Raw genomic sequence first — 18919 nt, forward strand, 5'->3', positions numbered from 1 at the left:
CTCCATACCGGACCACCTCTTGCTCTGGCGTACGCTCGCCCACGAAGGCAGCCATCTCGCACTTGAGCTGACGCAGCTCGTGCCGGAGCTGGGCGAGCCACGCCAAGTGGTCCTGGCCAGGCCCTCGGATGTGGAGTTGCTCGGCGGGAAGCCCTTCGGGTTGGGATACCCCGCCCCGTCGGACGTCTTCGGCATCAGCCGACGACTCGGCTGCGAACCATCTGGCCCAGCAGCCCGGCGGCGTCTCTTCGGTGCCCCTGAGCTGGTTATTCCCGACTCGTCCAGCTTGCAGGAGTCGGGCCTCTCAGACATGGATTGGCTAGACACGCCGCATCGTCACGGCCGCTCGTACGCGGTGATCGGTGATCTGCTGGGGGTCGGCCAGAAGCTCGGGATTAGCGCGGCGGAAGCTGCGGTCAGGCTCCGCCACTACGGCATCAGTGTCGTGCCGGAGGAACTGCCGGAGGGCGCACCCGATGAGGTGGACCTCCAGCTTCTGCATGGGGACGGCGACACCGTCCAGGGGAGAATCATCTGGCACGACAGCCCCGTACCACCGGGCCACGTGGCACAGGCCGCCCTGCGGACAGGGCTGGACCCGAGGGAGGTGCAGTATCGGATTGAACAGTACGGCTTGAAAGTGCAGCCGTTCGACTTCCCGGACTGGCCGGACCAGACGTACGTCAACTGGCTCAGTGAAGGCCACGACGGGCAATGGCCGTGGCTGGACGCCGACCGGCCTCTCACTCCCTGGCAGATCCTCGCCGCACAGATACGGATGGGCTGGTCGGCGGACGACGCACGGGCAGCGTACGGATGCCTGGGCTTCGAGCTGCCACCGCGGCCGACCTGCCGGTCTTCACCCGACGACCTGCAGCTTCTCGCAGGCCGCGGGGAAGCCTTCTGGGCGCCCTTTCGGACCGATCGCGCACCGGAGTTCCACCAACTTATCGACGTCAGCGCGCACTTGGGCCTGAGTATTCGCACGCTGCTCAACCGGCTGGCTGCTTACTGGGTTAAGACGGAAATGGTTCTGCCGCAGCGGGCGACCGAACTGGACCGTGAGCTGTTCAGCCGGGATGACCTGTCGCGCCTCAGTTCGCTCGAACCGCTGCACGAAGGGACCCCCCTTGGTGGTACCGGCTCACCCCCGATGACGAGATCCCCTTCTTCCGCCTCGTCATTGCCGCCCGAGACCTGGGTCGGCGCCCCAAGGAATTGGCCACCAGACTCCGCTCCTACGGACTCCGGGTCTCCCACGACGACGTACCGCCGGGCCTCACCCACCGCGCCGCACTCCGTCTCCTGACGGCCGACGATCGGCGGAAGCCACTGCCGAAGGACCCTCCGATGTCGCTCGCCCAGCTCATCTGGACCGCCCGGTACGCAGACATGCCAGTGGCGGTCACCGCCCAATACCTGCGGGGTATGGGCATGCACGTAGCGGACCTGGCCGAAACCGTAAGGGCAGCCCTGGCACGAGTGCCGACCGAACAACCGGAGTGACCACCCGTACACGCACTCACTCCGCACGCCTGGCCAGCAGCGCCCCCAGTTCCGTCCGCCGATGCAACACCGCCCTCCCAGCCCGCGCCGTGGTCAACAACCCCGCCCCCGCAGTGCAGCCGTATGCGCAGAGGCAGTGGCGTTACTGACCCGGAGGCGGCGCGCCAGGTCGGAGGTGCTGTGGGGTTCAGCCAAGAGGCCGAGGATGGCCGCGCGGGTCCGGCCGAGGACGGCGGCCAGGGCGTCGGCGGGGGCTGTCGCACCGGAGGGTGTGAGCGGGAGGCCGGGGCCTGCCGGGTAGGTGACGGTCACCGGCTGGTCGGGATGGTCGCCGACCAGGGGATGGCCGGTCCAGTGGAAGGTGGGCAGGAGGAGGACGCCTCGGCCGTTGAGGGTGATGTCCCGGGAGGCAGGTGCGGGCAGCTCCCAGAGGGTGCCGTCCAGGTGGGACGCGCCGACGAGCCGGGTCAGGGCGGTGGCTGTGCCGTGTTCTGCGACGGTCAGGGCGTGGCGGGTGAATTCGTCGCGGTGGAGGTCCTGTACCAGGGGCCATACGGGGCGCAGAGTCGTTTCGAAGGCCGCCTGCTGGGCCCGGCGCAGGAGGGACCAGGCATCGCTGTCGCCGCGGTAGAGGGCGCGGACCCATGGGGGCGGCGGGCTGCCGCTGCTCCCGTACACCCGTCGCATCTCGGAGCGGACCAGGTCCTGCGGGGTGGTCCGTACGGAGTCGAGGCCCTCCACCAGGGAGTCGCTGAATACGTCGAGGAAGGTGGGTGCTTGGCCTGCGGGGACCAGGTCGCGCAGGGGCAGGGCGGTGCGCGGCAGGGAACGGAGCAGGCGTCGTCTCCAGTGGCCGAAAAGCAGCGGGTCGTCGCCGCACGCCACCTTCAGGAAAGCCGTGTTCATCTCCTGCAAGGGCGCCGGCCGGGGCGCGAACCGGACCCGCGCGAAGTCGGCAGCGGTGAAATGGATACGGATCACTGAGTCCCCCGGTGGTCTCGTACTCCCCCTGGTGCTGTTGCGCCATCGTTTCGGGCAGGGCCTCAACCATCGGCCGCGTCCCCCGCCCCCGGCCAGTATTCACGCGATCGGTTGATGGGAGGAGAGGCGATGGTGGACATGGTCACGTGCACGGGCGTCAGGCGAGGGGGCCTTCGGCTGCGGCTGCCGGTGCCCGGCGGGGAGTACCCGGTCGGGGCTGCCTCGCTGTATCTCGTTGATGGGGCGAGGAGGGATCCGTGGGCGCCGGCGATCGCCGTGCGCGAGGTGATGGTCACGGTGTTCTATCCGGCTCGTACGGTTCAAGGGGCGGCGGAAACGCGGCACATGACGCCGGATGTCGCGGACGTGTTCTCGGTGGTTGCGCCGCAGGTGCACCCGGAGCTGCCGTCTACGGGTGTGGACTGGGCGGCCACCACGACCGGCGCGTACGTGGACGCTCCCGCGCAGTGCGAGCGACGGTGGCCCGTGTTGCTCTACAGCCCTGGTGGGGGCGACCCGCGCGCTCTCGGAGCCTCGGTGGCCGTGGACTTGGCGAGTCACGGGTCCGTGGTGGTGACCGTCGATCATCCGGGGGACGCCCTCGCCGTCGAGTTCCCGGTGGCGCGGGAAGGGCGGGGGCGGGTGCGTACGACCGTGTTCCGGGGTGATCCCCGGGCGGATGCGGAGCAGTTCCGGACGATGATCACTGCGCGCGTCGCCGACCTGCGGTCCGTCCTGTGCCGGTTGACGGAGCTGGTGGCCGGGCGGGATGCGGACGCGGCGGGGCGGCCGGTGCCCGAAGGGCTGGGGCGGGCGCTGGACCTGCGGCGGGTGGGTGTGTACGGGCACTCCGCGGGCGGCACGGCGGCCGCCCAGGCGCTGTACGAGGACTTCCGTATCGGCGCCGCGGTCGGCTGGGAGGGCTTCCTCGACCAAGCGCCGGACGCCTCCGGGCGCCCCGGGGAACTGCTTCCGGTGGCCCGGGACGGGGTGGACCGGCCGCTGCTCCTGGTGGGGACGGACGGCTTCGCCGGCCGGGCGGAGATGGAACGTTCCTGGAAGGCCGCGCTCTCCCACCCGGGAGGGCACACGCGACGGGACCGGCTCGACGGTACGTCGCACTGGGTGTTCACGGACTATGCGGCCGTCGCACCGCAGTTGCAGGCGGCGGGGCTGATGACGGCCGAGGGCCGGGCCAGGCTGGTGGGTGCGGCCGATCCGGCGTGGTCGGTGCCCGCCGTACGCCGTCAGGTGCGGTCGTTCTTCGCCCGCGACCTGCCGAAGTGCTGACGGACGTACGGACGTCCGGCCAGGAGTCAGGGGCCGGTGGGGCGGGGCCGTGGGACGCTAGGGTCGTCACGCAGGCCAGAGCGACGAGGGGGCGGCCGCCGATGATGCCGGACGAGGCGGTGCTCGGCTGTGCCGGAGAGCTGGTGCTGGGGACCCGTGGTGCTGCCGGGCCCGGTGAGGTCCTGGTGCGGGTCAGGGGCGGGACGGAAACGTTCCTCGCCTGGTCCGAGGACCCCCTGCCGCGCGGGGCGGCCGTGCTCGTGGTCGCGTCCCGGGGTGGTCGCCAGGTCGACGTGATCAGATGGGCCGATCCATTGGACGCGTTGGCCGGTGACGCCGGCGACGCCGGTTGAGGAGACGACGAGAGATGTTCGGTTACCGCGTTCCCGCCCCCGACGAGGCGATGCTGATCTCGGGTGGCCGGCGTGGCCTCGGAGGCGCGCCGTTCCGTGTGGTGACCGGCCACGGCAAGTTCGTCCTGCCCGTCTTCCGCAAGACCCGCTTCCTGACCCTGGCCATGTGCGAGTCGGAGGTCGTCGAGACCTGTGTGACCCGGCAGGGCATCGCGCTGACGGTACGGGCCGTGATCGCCTTCAAGGTCGGCAACGACACCGAGAGCATCGTCAACGCGGGCCAGCGGTTCCTCTCCGACCAGGACCAGATGTCGGTGCTGACCGGCCGGATCTTCGCCGGTCACCTGCGTTCCATCATCGGCTCGATGACGGTGGAGGAGATCGTCACCGAGCGGCAGAAGCTGGCCACCGAGGTGCTGGACACCTCGAAGTCGGAGATGGCCAAGATCGGGCTGCACGTGGACTCGTTGCAGATCCAGTCGATCGACGACGGTGACACCGGCTACATCGACGCCATGTCCGCCCCGCACAAGGCGGCGATCCAGCGACAGGCGCAGATCGCCCAGGCACAGGCGACGCAGGCCGCGGCGGAGGCGGAGCAGGAGGCGGCGCGCAAGCAGGCGGAGTACGCGCGGCAGACCGCCGTCGTCAAGGCCGAGTACTCGGCCGAGGTGGACCGCGCCCAGGCCCAGGCCGCGCAGGCCGGGCCGCTGGCGGAGGCCCATGCGCAGCAGGAGGTGCTGGACGCGCAGACCGAACTGGCGGAGCGGGCCGCCCAACTGCGCCAGCAGCAGTTGGTGGCCGAGGTGGTCAAGCCTGCCGAGGCGGATGCCGAGCGCATCCGGGTGCTGGCCATGGCCGAGGCCGAGCGGATGAAGATCCAGGCGGAGGCCGCCGCGTCGTACGACCGGGTAGCACTGGACCGGATGCTGATCGACCAGCTCCCGCAGATCGTCAAGGAGGCCGCCGCCGGTCTCTCCGGCGCCAACGTCAACGTGCTCAACGGTGCTGACGGGCTGGGAGAGATCGCGGCCGGGCTGGTGGGGCAGGGCCTGACGATCCTGGATTCCGTACGCCGCAACCTGGGCGCGCCGCAGGAGAGCACGGCTGACGGGCGGGTGCCGGAGCAGGGTGGCGGGCGGGTGGAGATCGAGTAGGCGGTACGAGGGGCAGTATCGGCGGTACGGGTGTCAGTGGCGGCGGGTCGCCTGGGCGCGGGTGCCGGCGAGGGCCAGGGACGCGGCGGAGATGCCTACGGCGGTCATGGTCGCGGTGACGGCGCTCTGGTGGGTCAGGCTGTCCGCCGTCAGCAGGACGGTGGCGGCGATCACCGAGGCGACGATGTTGCCGGGCAAAAGGTAGAGCAGGAACGTGAGTTGGGCACGGGCCGGGTTGCGGGGCGGCGCCGGGGCACCCTTGCCGCCCTGGTGCAGGGTGGACCAGCGCTGTGACTCCTCGTGCTGTTCGCGGGCGCGCTGCACGCGGGACACGGCCAGCAGTGCCGCGGCCGTGAGCAGCCCGGCGGCCGCTACGGCGCCGAGCGCGGGCCAGGGGGCCGGGGTCAGCAGGAGTACGGCGACCAGCGCGGGCGTGCACCAGAAGGTGACGCAGGACGCGGCGGCGATGCGGTGCGAGTACGGCCGGTCGGCGCCGGCGCGCAGGGCCGCGGCCGCGGGGAGGTACCAGACGCAGCCGGCGGCGAAGAGCGCGGTGGCGCCGAGGGCGAGGGTGGGGTGGGACATCGTGGGTTCCTCCCTCGGGGAGGGGTGGTGGGGAGGGGGACGACGGGTGTGGCCCTGTCGGGCCGGACCACGGCTGCGGAAGCGTCGGCGGGCTTCCGCAGCCGTGGGCCGGGGATTCAGGTGCGGCTCGATTCCAAGGCGGCGATCTCCGGGTGGTGCAGATCGAAGGCCGGGGATTCGCTGCGGATGCGCGGCAGCGAGGTGAAATTGTGGCGGGGCGGCGGGCAGGAGGTGGCCCATTCCAGGGAGCGGCTGTAGCCCCACGGGTCGTCGACGGTGACCTTCTTGCCGTACTTGGCGGTCTTCCAGACGTTGTAGAAGAAGGGCAGGAAGGACAGGCCGAGCAGGAAGGAGCCGATGGTGGAGAGAGTGTTGAGGGTGGTGAATCCGTCGGCGGCGAGATAGTCCGCGTACCGCCTGGGCATGCCCGCCGCGCCAAGCCAGTGCTGGACGAGGAAGGTGAGGTTGAATCCGACGGTGAGGGTCCAGAAGGTGATTTTGCCGATCCGTTCGTCCAGCATCTTGCCGGTGAACTTCGGCCACCAGAAGTGGAATCCGGCGAACATCGCGTACACCACCGTACCGAAGAGCGTGTAGTGGAAGTGCGCGACGACGAAGTAGGTGTCGGAGACGTGGAAGTCCATGGGCGGCGAGGCCAGGATGACGCCGGTCAGACCGCCGAAGACGAAGGTGATGAGGAAGCCGGTGGCCCAGAGCATCGGTGCCTCGAAGGACAGTGAGCCCTTCCACATCGTGCCGATCCAGTTGAAGAACTTCACTCCGGTCGGCACGGCGATCAGGAAGGTCATGAAGGCGAAGAAGGGCAGCAGTACGCCGCCGGTGACGTACATGTGGTGGGCCCACACGGTGATGGACAGGCCCGCGATGGAAATCGTCGCGGCGATCAGCCCGATGTAGCCGAACATCGGTTTGCGGGAGAAGACCGGGATGACCTCGGAGATGATGCCGAAGAACGGCAGGGCGAGGACATAGACCTCGGGGTGGCCGAAGAACCAGAACAGGTGCTGCCACAGCAGTGCGCCGCCGTTGGCCGCGTCGAAGATGTGCGAACCGAATTTACGGTCCATTTCGAGGGCGAAGAGGGCGGCGGCCAGTACGGGGAAGACCATCAGGATCAGCAGCGCGGTCAGCAGCACGTTCCACGTGAAGATCGGCATCCGGAACATCGTCATGCCGGGGGCGCGCATACAGATGATGGTGGTGATGAAGTTGACCGCGCCCAGGATGGACCCGAACCCGGAGAACGCCACGCCCATGATCCACATGTCGGCGCCCACACCGGGCGAGTGCACCGCGTCCGAGAGCGGCGCGTACGCGAACCAGCCGAAGTCGGCCGCGCCCTGCGGGGTCAGGAAGCCGGCCGCCGCGATCAGCGAACCGAACAGGAAGAACCAGTAGGCGAGCATGTTCAGCCGCGGGAAGGCGACGTCGGGCGCGCCGATCTGGAGCGGCATCAGCCAGTTGGCGAAGCCGGTGAACAGCGGCATCGCGAACAGCAGCAGCATCACCGAGCCGTGCATCGTGAACGCCTGGTTGAACTGCTCGTTCGACATGATCTGCGTGCCGGGGCGGGCGAGTTCGGCGCGCATCAGGAGGGCCATCAGGCCGCCCACGAGGAAGAACACGAAGGCGGTGACGAGGTAGAGCGTCCCGATCTTCTTGTGGTCGGTGGTGGTCAGCCACTCCACCGGGATACGGCGGCGGACCGGGCGGGGGCCGAGTGCGGCGCGCGGCGGGTCGTCCCGGTGGTGGGTGTCCGGCCCGGTGGCGGGGCCCGCCGTAGCGTCAGGACCTCCCTGCGCTTCGGGGTCTGGCTGCGTACGAGTATCCGATCCGTCCACCGGGGTGTGTCCTTCACCTCTGGCGCACCGCTGGCGCCTGACTCCGACTCTGGCCGGGAAGAGCCTCAGCACGGGGGAGAGACCGGCTCTTCCCGGCCTCTTCAGGGTCCGTCGCGGCGCATCCGCCGCCATAGGGCCGGGCGGGCCGGGGCGGTTGCCGACGGTCCCTGAAGTGAGAGGCCGTCAGGCCCGGTGCGAGGTCCGGGTGACGGGGCCGGGTGACGAGATCGGACGGTGGGGAGGGGTGGCGGGGAGAGGTGGCCGGGCCGGACGACGAGGCCGGGCTACCACCCCCCGCGCTGCTCCCCCTGCCGCTCCTGCTGCCCCCGTATCCGCCCGGCGATCACGGCGGCCTGCACCCGCCGGCCCACCCCCAGCTTGGACAGGATCGTGGAGATGCGGTTCTTCACCGTCTTCTCCGCGAGGAACAGCCGGTCCGCGATCTCCCGGTTGGTCAGGCCCTCGCCGATCAGCTCCAGGATCTCGCGCTCACGGGGTGCCAGCCGGTCCAGTTCGGACTGCGGGGACGACTCGGCCTGCTGCGGCGCGCGCAGCCGGGCCATGACGCGGGAGGCGGTACGCGGGTCCAGCATCGACTTGCCCGCCGCCACCGTCCGTACGGCGTTCACCAGGTCGGAGCCGTTGATCTGCTTGAGGACGTACCCGGCCGCGCCCGCCATGATGGCGTCGAACAGGGCCTCGTCGTCGTCGAAGGACGTGAGCATCAGGCAGGCCAGGTCGGGCATACGGGCGCGCAGTTCGCGGCAGACCACGATGCCCTCGTGGTCGCCGCCGGACGGTTCGCCCCGTTCGCCCAGCCGTACGTCGAGCACGGCCACCTGCGGGCGCACGGCGGGCACCCGGGCCAGCGCCTCGGGTCCGCTGGACGCCTCCCCCACGACCTCGATGCCGTCCTCCGCGTCGAGGAGGTCGCGGACACCCCGGCGGACCACTTCGTGGTCGTCGAGGATGAAGACGCGCAGGGGCTGCGCGTCCGGTGCGGCGGGGCCGGTGGTTCCGATGGGTCCGGTGTGCTGGTTCATGCGGCTCTCGATCTGTCGGCCGGGCGTGCGGGGTACCGGTCCATGGTGCGGCGGTCCGGCGGGGCGGGCCGGTCGGCGGCCGCCCGGGCCGGTGGCCCGCCGCCGCCGTAACACCCGCTCCGTACGCGCGCGTTCGGAGCGGCTTCCGGCGGTAGCCGGGGGAGGTGAACCGCCCGCGCGCAAAGGGGTGCGAGGGCATCACACACCCGTGCGCCCGTACCCGGCGAGGGCCGAAAGTCCCTGGGGAATAGGGCCGTTTGGGCACCTTTGCCTGGTGCCATACTGACGCGCCCCATCCCCTTCAGGAGGTCCGCTCATGCCACGCCTCGCGTCGTACGCCCTCGCGTCGTACGCCCTCACGGTCAGAGCGCTCCGAGCCGTTCCGGCCCTCCCGGTCTCCCCCCTCGCCCCGGCCCGCCAGGGCTCCGCGGCCCGCGCGGCCTCCGTCACGAACCCGGGCGAGCGGCCATGAGCGGCGTCAACGACGATTACCACGCCCTGCTCGCCCGGCACGAGGCCATGCGGCTGCGCCGCCGTATCCTTTCGCCGCGCGAGGACGCGGTCCAGGAGCGCCCGACGTACGGCGGCCAGTCGAACGGCCCGAACGGTCCGTCCGGCAGCCCCCGCGCGCTCGGCAAGCCCGCGATCCACTCCGGGAACGTCTCCGGGACCACCGGACGGTACCCCGGAGATCCGTACGGCGAGGCCCGCACCGACGCTTCCGGCGACGCCTACGACGGCGCCGCCGACCAGCGGGTGATCACCGAGTACCTGGAACTCGTGACGCCCTTCGGCGAGCTGATCACCCACCTCTACGACGCGATGTTCCGGCGGTGGCCCTATCTGCGGTCGCTGTTCCCGGAGTCGATGGAGTTCCAGCGCGCCCATCTGGCCCGCGCGTTCTGGTACTTGATCGAGAACCTGCACCGGCCCGACGACATCGCGGAGGTCTTCGGGCGGCTCGGCCGCGACCACCGCAAGCTCGGGGTGCGTCCGGTGCACTTCGAGGCGTTCGAGGCGGCACTGTGCGAGGCGCTGCGCCGTACGGCGGGCCCGCGCTGGGCCGAGGCCGTGGAGCAGGCGTGGGTGCGGATGCTGCGGTTCGCCGTCGCCGCCATGGTCAGCGGCGCCGAGGCCGCGCTCGCCGAACCGCCGTACTGGCAGGCCACGGTGACCGCGCACGAGCGGCGCCGCCCGGACCTCGCCGTCCTGCGGGTGCGGCCGCACGAGCCGTACCCGTACCGGGCCGGGCAGTACGCGGCGCTGGAGTCGCCCCGGCTGCCGCAGGCGTGGCGGCAGTACTCGATCGCCTGCGCGCCCCGGTCCGACGCCGAGCTGGAGTTCCACGTACGGCAGACCTGCACGGGCGGGGTGAGCGAGGCGCTGGTGGCGGACACCGCGGTCGGTGACACGCTGCGGGTCGGCCCGCCGCGCGGGTCGATGACGCTGGACGACGAGCTGGCCAGCGACCTGGTCCTGGTCGCGGCGGACACCGGCTGGGCGCCCGTGAAGGCGCTGCTGGAGGAGCTGTCGGCGCGCCGCGGCCACCGCAGCGTACGGCTGTTCCTCGGGGCGCACAGCTTCGCCGACCTGTACGACGCGGGAGCGCCGTCGGAGCTGGAGCGGGGACGGCCCTGGCTGCGGGTGACGCCCGTCATCGGGCGGCGGCCGGAGACCGGCGGCTCGTTCGGGCCGGACGCGTACGGCTACGACGCGCTGGCCGAGACGGTGGCCGACGCCGTGACGCGGCACACCGACTGGTCGGGACACCTCGCGTACGTCAGCGGGCCGACCGCGGTGGTCGACACGACCGTGGCCCGGCTGACCGCCGCCGGGGTGCCGCCGCAGAACATCCGCCACGATCCGCTCTCCGACATCCTGCGCCCGCCGTCCCGCCCCGGGGAGGCCGCCGGCGATCCGGCGGCGGGCGGCCCCGCCGTGGTGTCCCGGTCCCGGGGCGCCTCGGCCGGGCGGCGGACGACCGCGAGCACCACGTTCGAAGGAGCCGACTCATGAGCGTGCCGACGACCGTGTCCGCCGTACGTACCGCTACGCGTCCCGGGCCTGACGGGGCGGCAGGTCCCGTGCCCCGGACGGGAGACTCCGCCGCGTCCGGGCGGTCCGACGTGTCCGGTCCGACGCTCGCGCGGCACATCGTCGTCATCGGCGGCGGCATCGCCGGGCTCGCCGCCGCCCACCGGCTGACCGGCGCGGGTCTGCGGGTGACGCTGCTGGAGTCCACCGGCCGGGTCGGCGGCAAGCTCCGCTCGGGCGAGATCGCCGGAACGCCGGTCGACCTGGGCGCCGAGGCCCTGCGGGTGCCCCGGCCGGAAGCGGTCGACCTGGCGCGGGCGGTCGGCCTCGGCGACCGGCTGCGTGTCCCGGCCGCGACGGACGCCGCGCTCTGGACGCGGGGTGCGTTGCGGCCGATCCCGAGCTGCCGCGGACGGGACGTCCTCGGGCGGGCCCGTACGGCCGACACGTACGAGGTGTCCCTGCGGGCCGCCGTGCCGCAGCTCTTCGAGGCGGCCCGGCAGGACGGCGCGCTGCTCACCGGCGTACGGGCGGTGCGGCGGCGGACGGCCGAGCAGCAGCGGCGCGTCGCCGAGGAACGGCAGGCGGCCGAGCGGCGGCGGATCGCGGAGGAACGGCGGATCGCCGAGCAGCGGCGCCTCGCCGACCGGCCGGGGGCCGCCGGTCAGCCGGGCCTTTCCGGGCGGGGGCGCTCCGGGCCGCTCATCCCCCGGCCGCGCTCGGGGTTCACCCGGCCTGGCACCGGCGCGGGCGCGGACGCGGTCTGTGCCGGTCCGGAGTCCGCGGGCGGCTTCCCCGGCGGGGCCCAGAGCGCTCACACCATCCCGGACCTCTCCCGCGGCGGCCCCGACTACCTCGGGCTGGACGGGGGCGCGGGCACCCTGGCGGGCGCCGTGGCCGATGCCGTACGCGCCGCCGGCGGCGAGATCCTGCGCAACACCCCGGCCCTGGCGCTGACCCGTGGCCCGTACGGCTGGGAGGTCCGCACCGCCGCCCGCACCCTGCTCTGCGACGGTCTGGTCCTCGCCACTCCGGCCTGGACGGCGGCCACCCTGCTCGCCGCCGAGGCGCCGCTCGCGGCGGCCGAGCTGTCCGAGGTCGCCTACGCGTCGATGGCCCTGGTCACGATGGCGTTCCGGCGCTCGCACCTGGAAGGGCTGACGGCGTTCGACGGCCGGTGCGGCTTCCTCGTGCCGCCGGGCGACGGGCACACCATCAAGGCGTCCACGTTCCTGACCCGTAAGTGGGACTGGCTGTCGGAGCGGGCCAAGGACCTGTTCCTGCTGCGGACGTCCATCGGCCGGTACGGCCAGGAGGAGGTCCTCTACCTGGACGACGCCGACCTGGTCAGCGCCGCGCTGCGCGACCTGGGCGAGGCCACCGGGCTGACCGCGCGCCCGGTGGCGACCGACGTGACCCGGTGGATCGGCGGGCTGCCGCACTACGCGGTCGGGCACCCCGCGCGGGTGACGCGGGTACGCAACGGGCTGTCCGCGCTGCCGGGGCTGCGGCTGTGCGGCGCGGCGTACGACGGTGTGGGCGTCGCCGACTGCGTGGCGAGCGGGCAGCGTGCGGCCGACGAGATCATTGCGGCGGAGGCGGCCTGACGGGGCCGGTACGGGTCCCGTAGGCCCGAGGGCGTTGGGGGCGCGTACGCGCACGCTGAGGCGTGTGGGTACGTGCTCCGGCGCCTGCGCCACGGAGCACGCTCGTGGATGGCTGGGGCGCGCCGTGGAGCGACGCCTCTGCCGCACCGAGCGCCCCGAACACATTGAGGACATCGTCGTCCCCCTCGACCGCGCGTTCCACCTCAGCCGCCCCCGCGCCCCGGCGCAGTTGCCAGGGCATCTGCGTCCCTCTCGTACCGGACCGGTCCGGCGGCCATCTGAAGGCCGCGCGGGAGAGCCTGCGCGAGGTCGAGGGGGAGCTGGTGAAGAGTGGGTACGCGCAGGCGCACGCCCCGGGCCTGCCGTGGCGGCCGACAGGAGGAGGCGGACGATGCACGTGGGACTGCTGCGTACGGTGGGCGCCACGACGACGCTGTACGGCCTGGCGGTCACCACCTGGCCCGGCCTGCTGGCCAAGCCCTCCGGCCTCGCGGAAGCAACCGGCCGGACCGCCCCCGCCACCCGTACCTCCCTGCGCCCGCTGGCCTGGCGCGACGCGGCCTGCGGCCTGGCGCTGGTCCTGGCACCGGCGGGACCGGCCCTGCGCACCGCCGCCTGTCTGCGGATCGCGGCGGACTTCGGTGACGCGGCGCTGCTCGGCGTGACCCTGCCGGGGCGGGCGCGGCGGCGGGCCGCGGTGGCCGTCTCCCTGGGGTGGGGCGCGCTGTCGGTCGCGGGGGTGTTGTGGCCGGCGTCCGGCCGGCGCGACCGGGGCGCGCGGGCGTAACCGTACGCGCCCTGACCACCCCACCCCCGCTCTCCCTTTCCCTCCCCCACAACGCCCGGAGCGACCCGCATGAGTGCTGCCTCGATCGCCCTGTTCACCTCCGATCTGCGGGTCCACGACAATCCCGTCCTGCACGCCGCGGCGAAGGGCACGGGCGGTGCCGTGCCGCTGTTCGTCCTCGACGACGGCGTACGGGCCGCGGGCTTCGACGTCCCCAACCGGCGCGCCTTCCTGGCCGATTGCCTGGCGGACCTGGACGAGGCGCTGCGCGCCCGCGGGGGCCGGCTCGTCGTCCGTACGGGAGACGTGGTCGAGGAGACCGCGCGGGCCGCCGCCGAGACGGACGCGCGCGACGTGCACGTGGCGGGCGGGGTCAGCGGGTACGCGCACCGCCGCGAGGAGCGGCTGCGGCGCGCCCTGGAGGCCGACGGACGGCGGCTGCACGTGCACGACGCGGTGGTCACCGCCCTCGCGCCCGGCGAGGTCACCCCGGCCGGCAAGGACCACTTCGCGGTCTTCACGCCGTACTTCCGCCGCTGGCAGGCCGAACGCCACCGTGACGTACTGCGGGCGCCCCGGCGGGTGCGGGTGCCCGAGGCAGCCCGCTCCGGACCCGTACCGCGACGGCGTGACGTGTCCGGGGTGTCCCCCGGGCTGGCGGCGGGCGGCGAGGCGGAAGGCCGCCGCCGGGCAACGGCCTGGATGGGCGCTCCCCTGCGCCGCTACGCGCAGGGGCAGGACGACCTCGCCGGGGCTGCGACCTCCCGCCTCTCCCCGCATCTGCACTTCGGCACGCTGTCCGCCGTCGAACTGGTGCGGCGCGCCCTTGAGGCGGGCGGTGCCGGGGACGGCGCCGAGGCGTTCGTACGGCAGTTGGCCTGGCGGGACTTCCACCATCAGGTCCTCGCGGCCCGCCCGTCCGCCGCGCATACGGACTACCGGGCGCGGCACGACCTGTGGCGCCGCGACGAGCAGGAGGCCGAGGCGTGGCGCACCGGCCGCACCGGCTACCCGATCGTGGACGCGGCGATGCGGCAGCTCGCCCACGAGGGCTGGATGCACAACCGCGCGCGGCTGCTGACCGCCAGCTTCCTGACCAAGACGCTGTATCTGGACTGGCGGCTGGGCGCGGCGCACTTCCTGTCGCTCCTGGTCGACGGCGACCTGGCCAACAACCAGCTCAACTGGCAGTGGGCGGCGGGCACCGGCACCGACACCCGTCCCAACCGTGTCCTCAACCCCCTGGCGCAGGCGAAGCGCTTCGACGCGGACGGCGCGTACGTACGGCGCTGGGTGCCGGAACTGGCGGACGTACCGGGGCTGGAGGGCGGCGCGGTGCACCAGCCGTGGAAGCTGAAGCCCGCCGCGGCGCGGGCGAAGGTGGACTATCCGGAACCGGTGGTCGACCTGGCGGACGGCCTGGCGCGGTTCAAGCAGGCCCGCGGGCTGGAGTAGGGGGACAGGGCGGGCCGGTGGGGCGCCGGTGGACGGCGCCCTCGCCGGTCCCCCGATGTCGCTCATGGCCGGGTATGACGGGCGGTTCCGGTCAATCGGCCGAGCCGTGTTCTCGGGCGCCGTTCCCGTGGCTAGCCTGTGCGCCGACCTGCTCCACTCGTACGCACGAAGGAGAGCGATCATGGTCGACATCCCCACCACACCCGGTCTGGCCTGGGACGAGGCCGCGTCCCTGCACGGGCAGATCGTCGGCAACCCCTCCGTGGCCCCGAACGCCGACGGCCGGCTCCAGGTGTTCGCCCGCGGGAAGAACGAGCAGGCGCTGTGGACCATCTGGCAGAAGCGTGACGGCGGCTGGAGCGACTGGGAGAACCTGGGCGGTTCGCTGGGCAGCGAGCCCAACGCCATCCGCAGCCGGGACGGCCGTATCTCGGTCTTCTACAAGGGCTCGGACGGTCACCTGCACCACGTACGGCAGGGCGCGATCAACGTCGGCTTCAGCCCCGACGACATCATCGTGCGCAACATCGGCGGCGACCCGGTCCCGGCCCTCAACGCCGACGGGCGCCTCGACGTCTTCTTCCGCGGCACCGACACCCAGTTGTGGCACGTGTACCAGCAGAACGTCGACTACGAGAACTGGGTGGCGCCGTCCAGCCTGGCCGGCGGCGTGCAGGGCAACCCGGCGGTCGCCCGGGCCGGCGACGGCAAGCTGGAGGTCTTCCACCACAGCACCAACGGCAACCTCTACGACAACCAGCAGAAGGTCCCCGACTCCAGCGACTCCTGGAGCGGCCACTTCGAGCTGGTACGCAACATCGGCGGCGGCGTCGAGGCCGGTCTCGACTCGGACCAGCGCATCCAGGTGTTCTTCCGCGGCACGGACACCCAACTGTGGCACATCCAGCAGAAGGCCGGGTACGACTCCTGGACCTCCGCGTCCAGCCTGGGGGGCGGCGTCCAGGGCACGCCCGCGCTGGCGCGCGCGGCCGACGGGCGGCTGGTGGTCTTCCACCACAGCACCAACGGCCACATGTACGTGGCCGAGGAATCGAAGATCAACGGCGTGGACTGGAGCGGCCACTTCGAGGTCGTACGCAACGTCGGCGGCGACCCGGTGGTCGGCACCAACCGGGACGGGCGGCTGGAGCTGTTCTTCCGCGGCACCGACGAGGCGCTGTGGCACCGGCCGCAGAAGTTCGTGTGAGCGCCGCGTTCGCCTGAGCCCCTTCGTGTGAGTCCAGCGTCCGTGTGCGTCCCGCGCCCGTGTGAGCCCCGCGTCCGTCCGGGCCTTACGGGCGCGGGCGCGTCGCCTTGAGCGAGTACATGAGCGGGACGCGGGGGCGGTCGGCGGGCAGCCGGAAGTAGCCGTCGTCCCCGCGTACCAGCGAGCCGAAGCGCTGGAACATCGTCATGTCGTGCTCGTGCAGGAACTCCAGGCGCAGCCCGGCCGCCGCCAGCGCCGAGACGACGTCGCCGAGGGTGTGCTGCCACTCGACGCGGCGGTTGTGGACCGTGGGGGCCGAGAAGTCCGTGTACGTCCCCGGGCTCTCGTCCACCCACGCGTCCCGGCTGAAGTAGTCGTACGCGACGCGCGAGGCGCTCTCGTCGTCCAGGACGTCGGTGAGCGGGTGGAACTCCGCGAGGTAGAGGAAACCTCCGGGGGCGACGAGGGAAGCGGCCGTCTCGGCCCAGCGGCGGATGTCCGGCAGCCAGCAGAGCGCCCCGAGGCCGGTGTAGACGACGTCGTACACCGAGGGCGCAGCAGTGGACGCGGCGACGGCCTGGGCGGCGTCGTACACGTCGGCGGTGAGGAAGGTGGCTCGGCCGGGGCCGATACCGACCTCGGCGGCCAGCTCGCGGGCGGCCTCGATCGCGGGCTCGGAGAAGTCCAGGCCGACCACGCGGGCAGCGCCGCGGTGGGCCCAGGACAGGGTGTCCTGGCCGATGTGGCACTGGAGATGCAGCAGCGACTTGCCGGTGACGTCGCCGACCTCCGCCGCCTCGAAGTCACGGATGACGTCCCGGTCCCGGCGGAAACCGTCCTGGTCGTAGAAGTCGCTCGCCAGGTGGAGGGGAACCCGCTCGTCCCACATGGCACGGTTGGCCGCACGCCAGTCCTCAGGTCCCGTGTGTGTCCGCATGCGGCGAAGTTATCCACAGGCTGGGGGCCGTGTCAGCGGAATTTTTCCGGGCCTGCGCAGAATGGGGCCATGACTGACGAGACCACCAACGCCAACACCGGCACTTCCGGGGCGGGCGCCCCGGGGGCGGCCGGCTCCCCCGAGGCCGCGCCGGACTGGGAGAAGCGCTTCCGGGCCCCGCGGGTCGGACTGCCCGAGTGGGCCGAGGACGCCCCGGACCGCTCGCTGTTCGTCTCCAACGCCACCGGCACCTTCGAGCTGTACGCCTGGGACCGGGCGACCGGCAGCCAGCGGCAGGCCACCGACCGGCCGAACGGCACGACGGACGGCACGCTGACGCCCGACGGCGAGTGGATCTGGTGGTTCTCGGACACCGACGGGGACGAGTTCGGCATCTGGAAGCGGCAGCCGTTCGGCGGCGGCCCGGACGAGCCGGCCGCGCCCGGCCTGGAGCCCTCGTACCCGGCGGGCCTGGCGCTCGGCCGGGACGGCACGGCGGTGATCGGCCGCTCCACGGACGAGGACGGCACCACCCTGCACGTCGTACGGCCCGGAGAAGCGCCCGTGGAGATCTACCGGCACCGCGAGTCGGCGGGCGTGGGCGCCCTGTCGCACGACGGTTCACTGATCGCGATCGAGCACACCGAGCACGGTGACGCGATGCACTCCGCGATCCGGGTGGTGCGGCCGGACGGCTCGACCGTCGCCGAGCTGGACGACACCAAGGGCGGCACCGAGGAGCTGGGCCTGTCGGTGATGGGCTTCGCGCCGGTGGACGGCGACTCCCGGCTGCTCGTCGGGCACCAGCGGCGCGGCCGCTGGGAGCCGATGATCTGGGACCCGCTGTCGGGCGAGGAGAGCGCCCTGGACATCGACCTGCCGGGCGACGTGGCCGCCGACTGGTATCCGGACGGCGCGGCGCTGCTGGTGGAGCACGAGTTCCGGGCGCGCGCCGAACTGTGGCGCTACGAGCCGCTGACCCGGCAGCTCACCCGCGTCGAGACGCCCGCCGGGACGGTCGCCGGGGCGACGGCGCGGCCGGACGGCTCGGTGGAGTACCTCTGGTCGTCGGCCGCGCAGCCGCCGGAGGTGCGCTCGACGACCGGGCGGGTCGTCCTCGACCCGCCCGGGATGAAGGCGCCGGGCTCGGTGCCGGTGACCGACGCGTGGGTGGAGGGCCCGGGCGGCACGGTCCACGCGCTCGTGCAGCAGCCGGCCGGCGATGGCCCGTTCCCGACGGTCTTCGAGATCCACGGCGGCCCGACGTGGCACGACAGCGACGCATTCGCGTCCGCGCCCGCGGCGTGGGTGGACCACGGCTTCGCCGTGGTGCGGGTGAACTACCGCGGCTCGACGGGTTACGGCCGCGAGTGGACGGACGCCCTCAAGCACCGCGTCGGGCTGATCGAGCTGGAGGACATCGCGGCGGTGCGGGAGTGGGCCGTCTCCTCCGGACTGGCCGACCCGGAGCGGCTGGTGCTCTCGGGCGGCTCGTGGGGCGGCTACCTGACGCTGCTCGGCCTCGGCACCCAGCCGGAGGCGTGGGCGCTGGGCCTGGCGGCGGTCCCGGTGGCGGACTACGTCACGGCGTACCACGACGAGATGGAGGCCCTGAAGGCGATGGACCGCACGCTGCTGGGCGGCACGCCGGAGGAGGTGCCGGAGCGCTTCGAGGCGTCGTCGCCGCTGACGTACGTGGACGCGGTGCGCGCGCCGGTCTACATCTCCGCCGGGGTCAACGACCCGCGCTGCCCCATCCGCCAGGTGGAGAACTACGTCGACCGCCTGAAGGAGCGCGGCCACCCGCACGAGGTGTACCGCTACGACGCCGGCCACGGCTCCCTGGTCGTGGAGGAGCGCATCAAGCAGGTGCGTCTGGAGCTGGACTTCACTCGGCGGTATTTGGGAATGGGCCAGGTCCAGGGCCAGGGACAGGGCCAAGGGGTGGAGGGCAGTGGTGAGCTGAAGCAGTAGCTCGCGAGAGCGGGGGTGGGGGCGGGGGGGGAGGCCCCCAGAGCGTCGCGTGGACCTCGCCCCGGCCCCCAGGCCAGCCCCGGCCCCCGGCCCCGGAGCCTGCCCCGGCCCCCTCTCACGCCCCCGTCTCCCCACCACCCC

General features: G+C 72.7%; 15 protein-coding genes. 10 read left to right on the forward strand and 5 right to left on the reverse strand.

Annotated elements, in window-relative coordinates; all coding sequences use genetic code 11:
- The first annotated feature begins 19 nt into the window (after positions 1 to 19).
- Entirely contained in the window at positions 20 to 1309 is a 1290-nt protein-coding gene (locus EJG53_RS18865; RefSeq protein WP_125045827.1) for a wHTH domain-containing protein, read from the forward strand.
- Between the two features lie 290 nt (positions 1310 to 1599).
- On the opposite strand, the gene EJG53_RS18870 is transcribed toward EJG53_RS18865, so the two are convergent.
- Positions 1600 to 2412, reverse strand: a complete 813-nt coding sequence (locus tag EJG53_RS18870; RefSeq protein ID WP_307721692.1) for a winged helix-turn-helix domain-containing protein — start codon at positions 2410 to 2412, stop codon at positions 1600 to 1602.
- 420 nt (positions 2413 to 2832) lie between these two features.
- Here EJG53_RS18870 and EJG53_RS18875 point away from each other — a divergent pair, with 420 nt between their 5' ends.
- From EJG53_RS18875 to EJG53_RS18885, 3 genes are all read left to right on the forward strand, one after another.
- A complete protein-coding gene (locus EJG53_RS18875) occupies positions 2833 to 3777 on the forward strand; it encodes an alpha/beta hydrolase (protein ID WP_244955211.1) in 945 nt (314 codons plus the stop codon).
- A 101-nt stretch (positions 3778 to 3878) separates the two neighbouring features.
- Positions 3879 to 4130: a hypothetical protein gene (locus tag EJG53_RS18880; RefSeq protein ID WP_125045829.1), complete on the forward strand. Its 252-nt coding sequence runs from the start codon at positions 3879 to 3881 to the stop codon at positions 4128 to 4130.
- A gap of 14 nt (positions 4131 to 4144) precedes the next feature.
- Positions 4145 to 5287, forward strand: coding sequence for an SPFH domain-containing protein (locus EJG53_RS18885; RefSeq protein ID WP_125045830.1), 1143 nt, complete (start codon positions 4145 to 4147; stop codon positions 5285 to 5287).
- A gap of 33 nt (positions 5288 to 5320) precedes the next feature.
- On the opposite strand, the gene EJG53_RS18890 is transcribed toward EJG53_RS18885, so the two are convergent.
- The 3 genes from EJG53_RS18890 to EJG53_RS18900 all read right to left on the reverse strand — a co-directional run bounded on the left by EJG53_RS18890 (position 5321) and on the right by EJG53_RS18900 (position 8777).
- On the reverse strand, positions 5321 to 5872 hold the full coding sequence (locus EJG53_RS18890; RefSeq protein ID WP_125045831.1) for a hypothetical protein: 552 nt from the start codon (positions 5870 to 5872) through the stop codon (positions 5321 to 5323).
- A 116-nt stretch (positions 5873 to 5988) separates the two neighbouring features.
- Positions 5989 to 7734 carry an aa3-type cytochrome oxidase subunit I gene (ctaD, locus tag EJG53_RS18895; protein WP_125045832.1) on the reverse strand — a complete coding sequence of 582 codons (1746 nt, stop codon included), beginning with the start codon at positions 7732 to 7734 and terminating at the stop codon, positions 5989 to 5991.
- Between the two features lie 284 nt (positions 7735 to 8018).
- Positions 8019 to 8777, reverse strand: coding sequence for a response regulator (locus EJG53_RS18900; protein ID WP_125045833.1), 759 nt, complete (start codon positions 8775 to 8777; stop codon positions 8019 to 8021).
- Between the two features lie 468 nt (positions 8778 to 9245).
- Here EJG53_RS18900 and EJG53_RS18905 point away from each other — a divergent pair, with 468 nt between their 5' ends.
- The 5 genes from EJG53_RS18905 (at position 9246) to EJG53_RS18925 (ending at position 15867) form a co-directional block, all read left to right on the forward strand.
- Positions 9246 to 10793: a globin domain-containing protein gene (locus EJG53_RS18905; RefSeq protein ID WP_125045834.1), complete on the forward strand. Its 1548-nt coding sequence runs from the start codon at positions 9246 to 9248 to the stop codon at positions 10791 to 10793.
- Positions 10790 to 12418, forward strand: coding sequence for a protoporphyrinogen/coproporphyrinogen oxidase (locus EJG53_RS18910; RefSeq protein ID WP_244955212.1), 1629 nt, complete (start codon positions 10790 to 10792; stop codon positions 12416 to 12418). Before EJG53_RS18905 ends, EJG53_RS18910 begins: the two co-directional genes overlap by 4 nt.
- A 391-nt stretch (positions 12419 to 12809) precedes the next feature.
- Complete coding sequence (locus tag EJG53_RS18915) at positions 12810 to 13205, forward strand: hypothetical protein (protein WP_125045835.1); 396 nt, start codon at positions 12810 to 12812, stop codon at positions 13203 to 13205.
- A 69-nt stretch (positions 13206 to 13274) separates the two neighbouring features.
- Positions 13275 to 14660 carry a cryptochrome/photolyase family protein gene (locus EJG53_RS18920; protein WP_125045836.1) on the forward strand — a complete coding sequence of 462 codons (1386 nt, stop codon included), beginning with the start codon at positions 13275 to 13277 and terminating at the stop codon, positions 14658 to 14660.
- Between the two features lie 181 nt (positions 14661 to 14841).
- A complete protein-coding gene (locus EJG53_RS18925; RefSeq protein WP_125045837.1) occupies positions 14842 to 15867 on the forward strand; it encodes a PLL family lectin in 1026 nt (341 codons plus the stop codon).
- A gap of 85 nt (positions 15868 to 15952) precedes the next feature.
- Here EJG53_RS18925 and EJG53_RS18930 read toward each other — a convergent pair whose 3' ends face one another.
- A complete protein-coding gene (locus EJG53_RS18930; protein WP_125045838.1) occupies positions 15953 to 16804 on the reverse strand; it encodes a class I SAM-dependent methyltransferase in 852 nt (283 codons plus the stop codon).
- A 69-nt stretch (positions 16805 to 16873) separates the two neighbouring features.
- Here EJG53_RS18930 and EJG53_RS18935 point away from each other — a divergent pair, with 69 nt between their 5' ends.
- The gene (locus EJG53_RS18935; protein ID WP_125045839.1) at positions 16874 to 18778 is read left to right on the forward strand and encodes a S9 family peptidase; all 1905 of its coding nucleotides are present in this window, start codon (positions 16874 to 16876) and stop codon (positions 18776 to 18778) included.
- The last annotated feature ends 141 nt before the right edge of the window (positions 18779 to 18919 follow it).

The sequence above is a fragment of the Streptomyces chrestomyceticus JCM 4735 genome (genome assembly GCF_003865135.1).
Lineage (GTDB): Bacteria > Actinomycetota > Actinomycetes > Streptomycetales > Streptomycetaceae > Streptomyces > Streptomyces chrestomyceticus.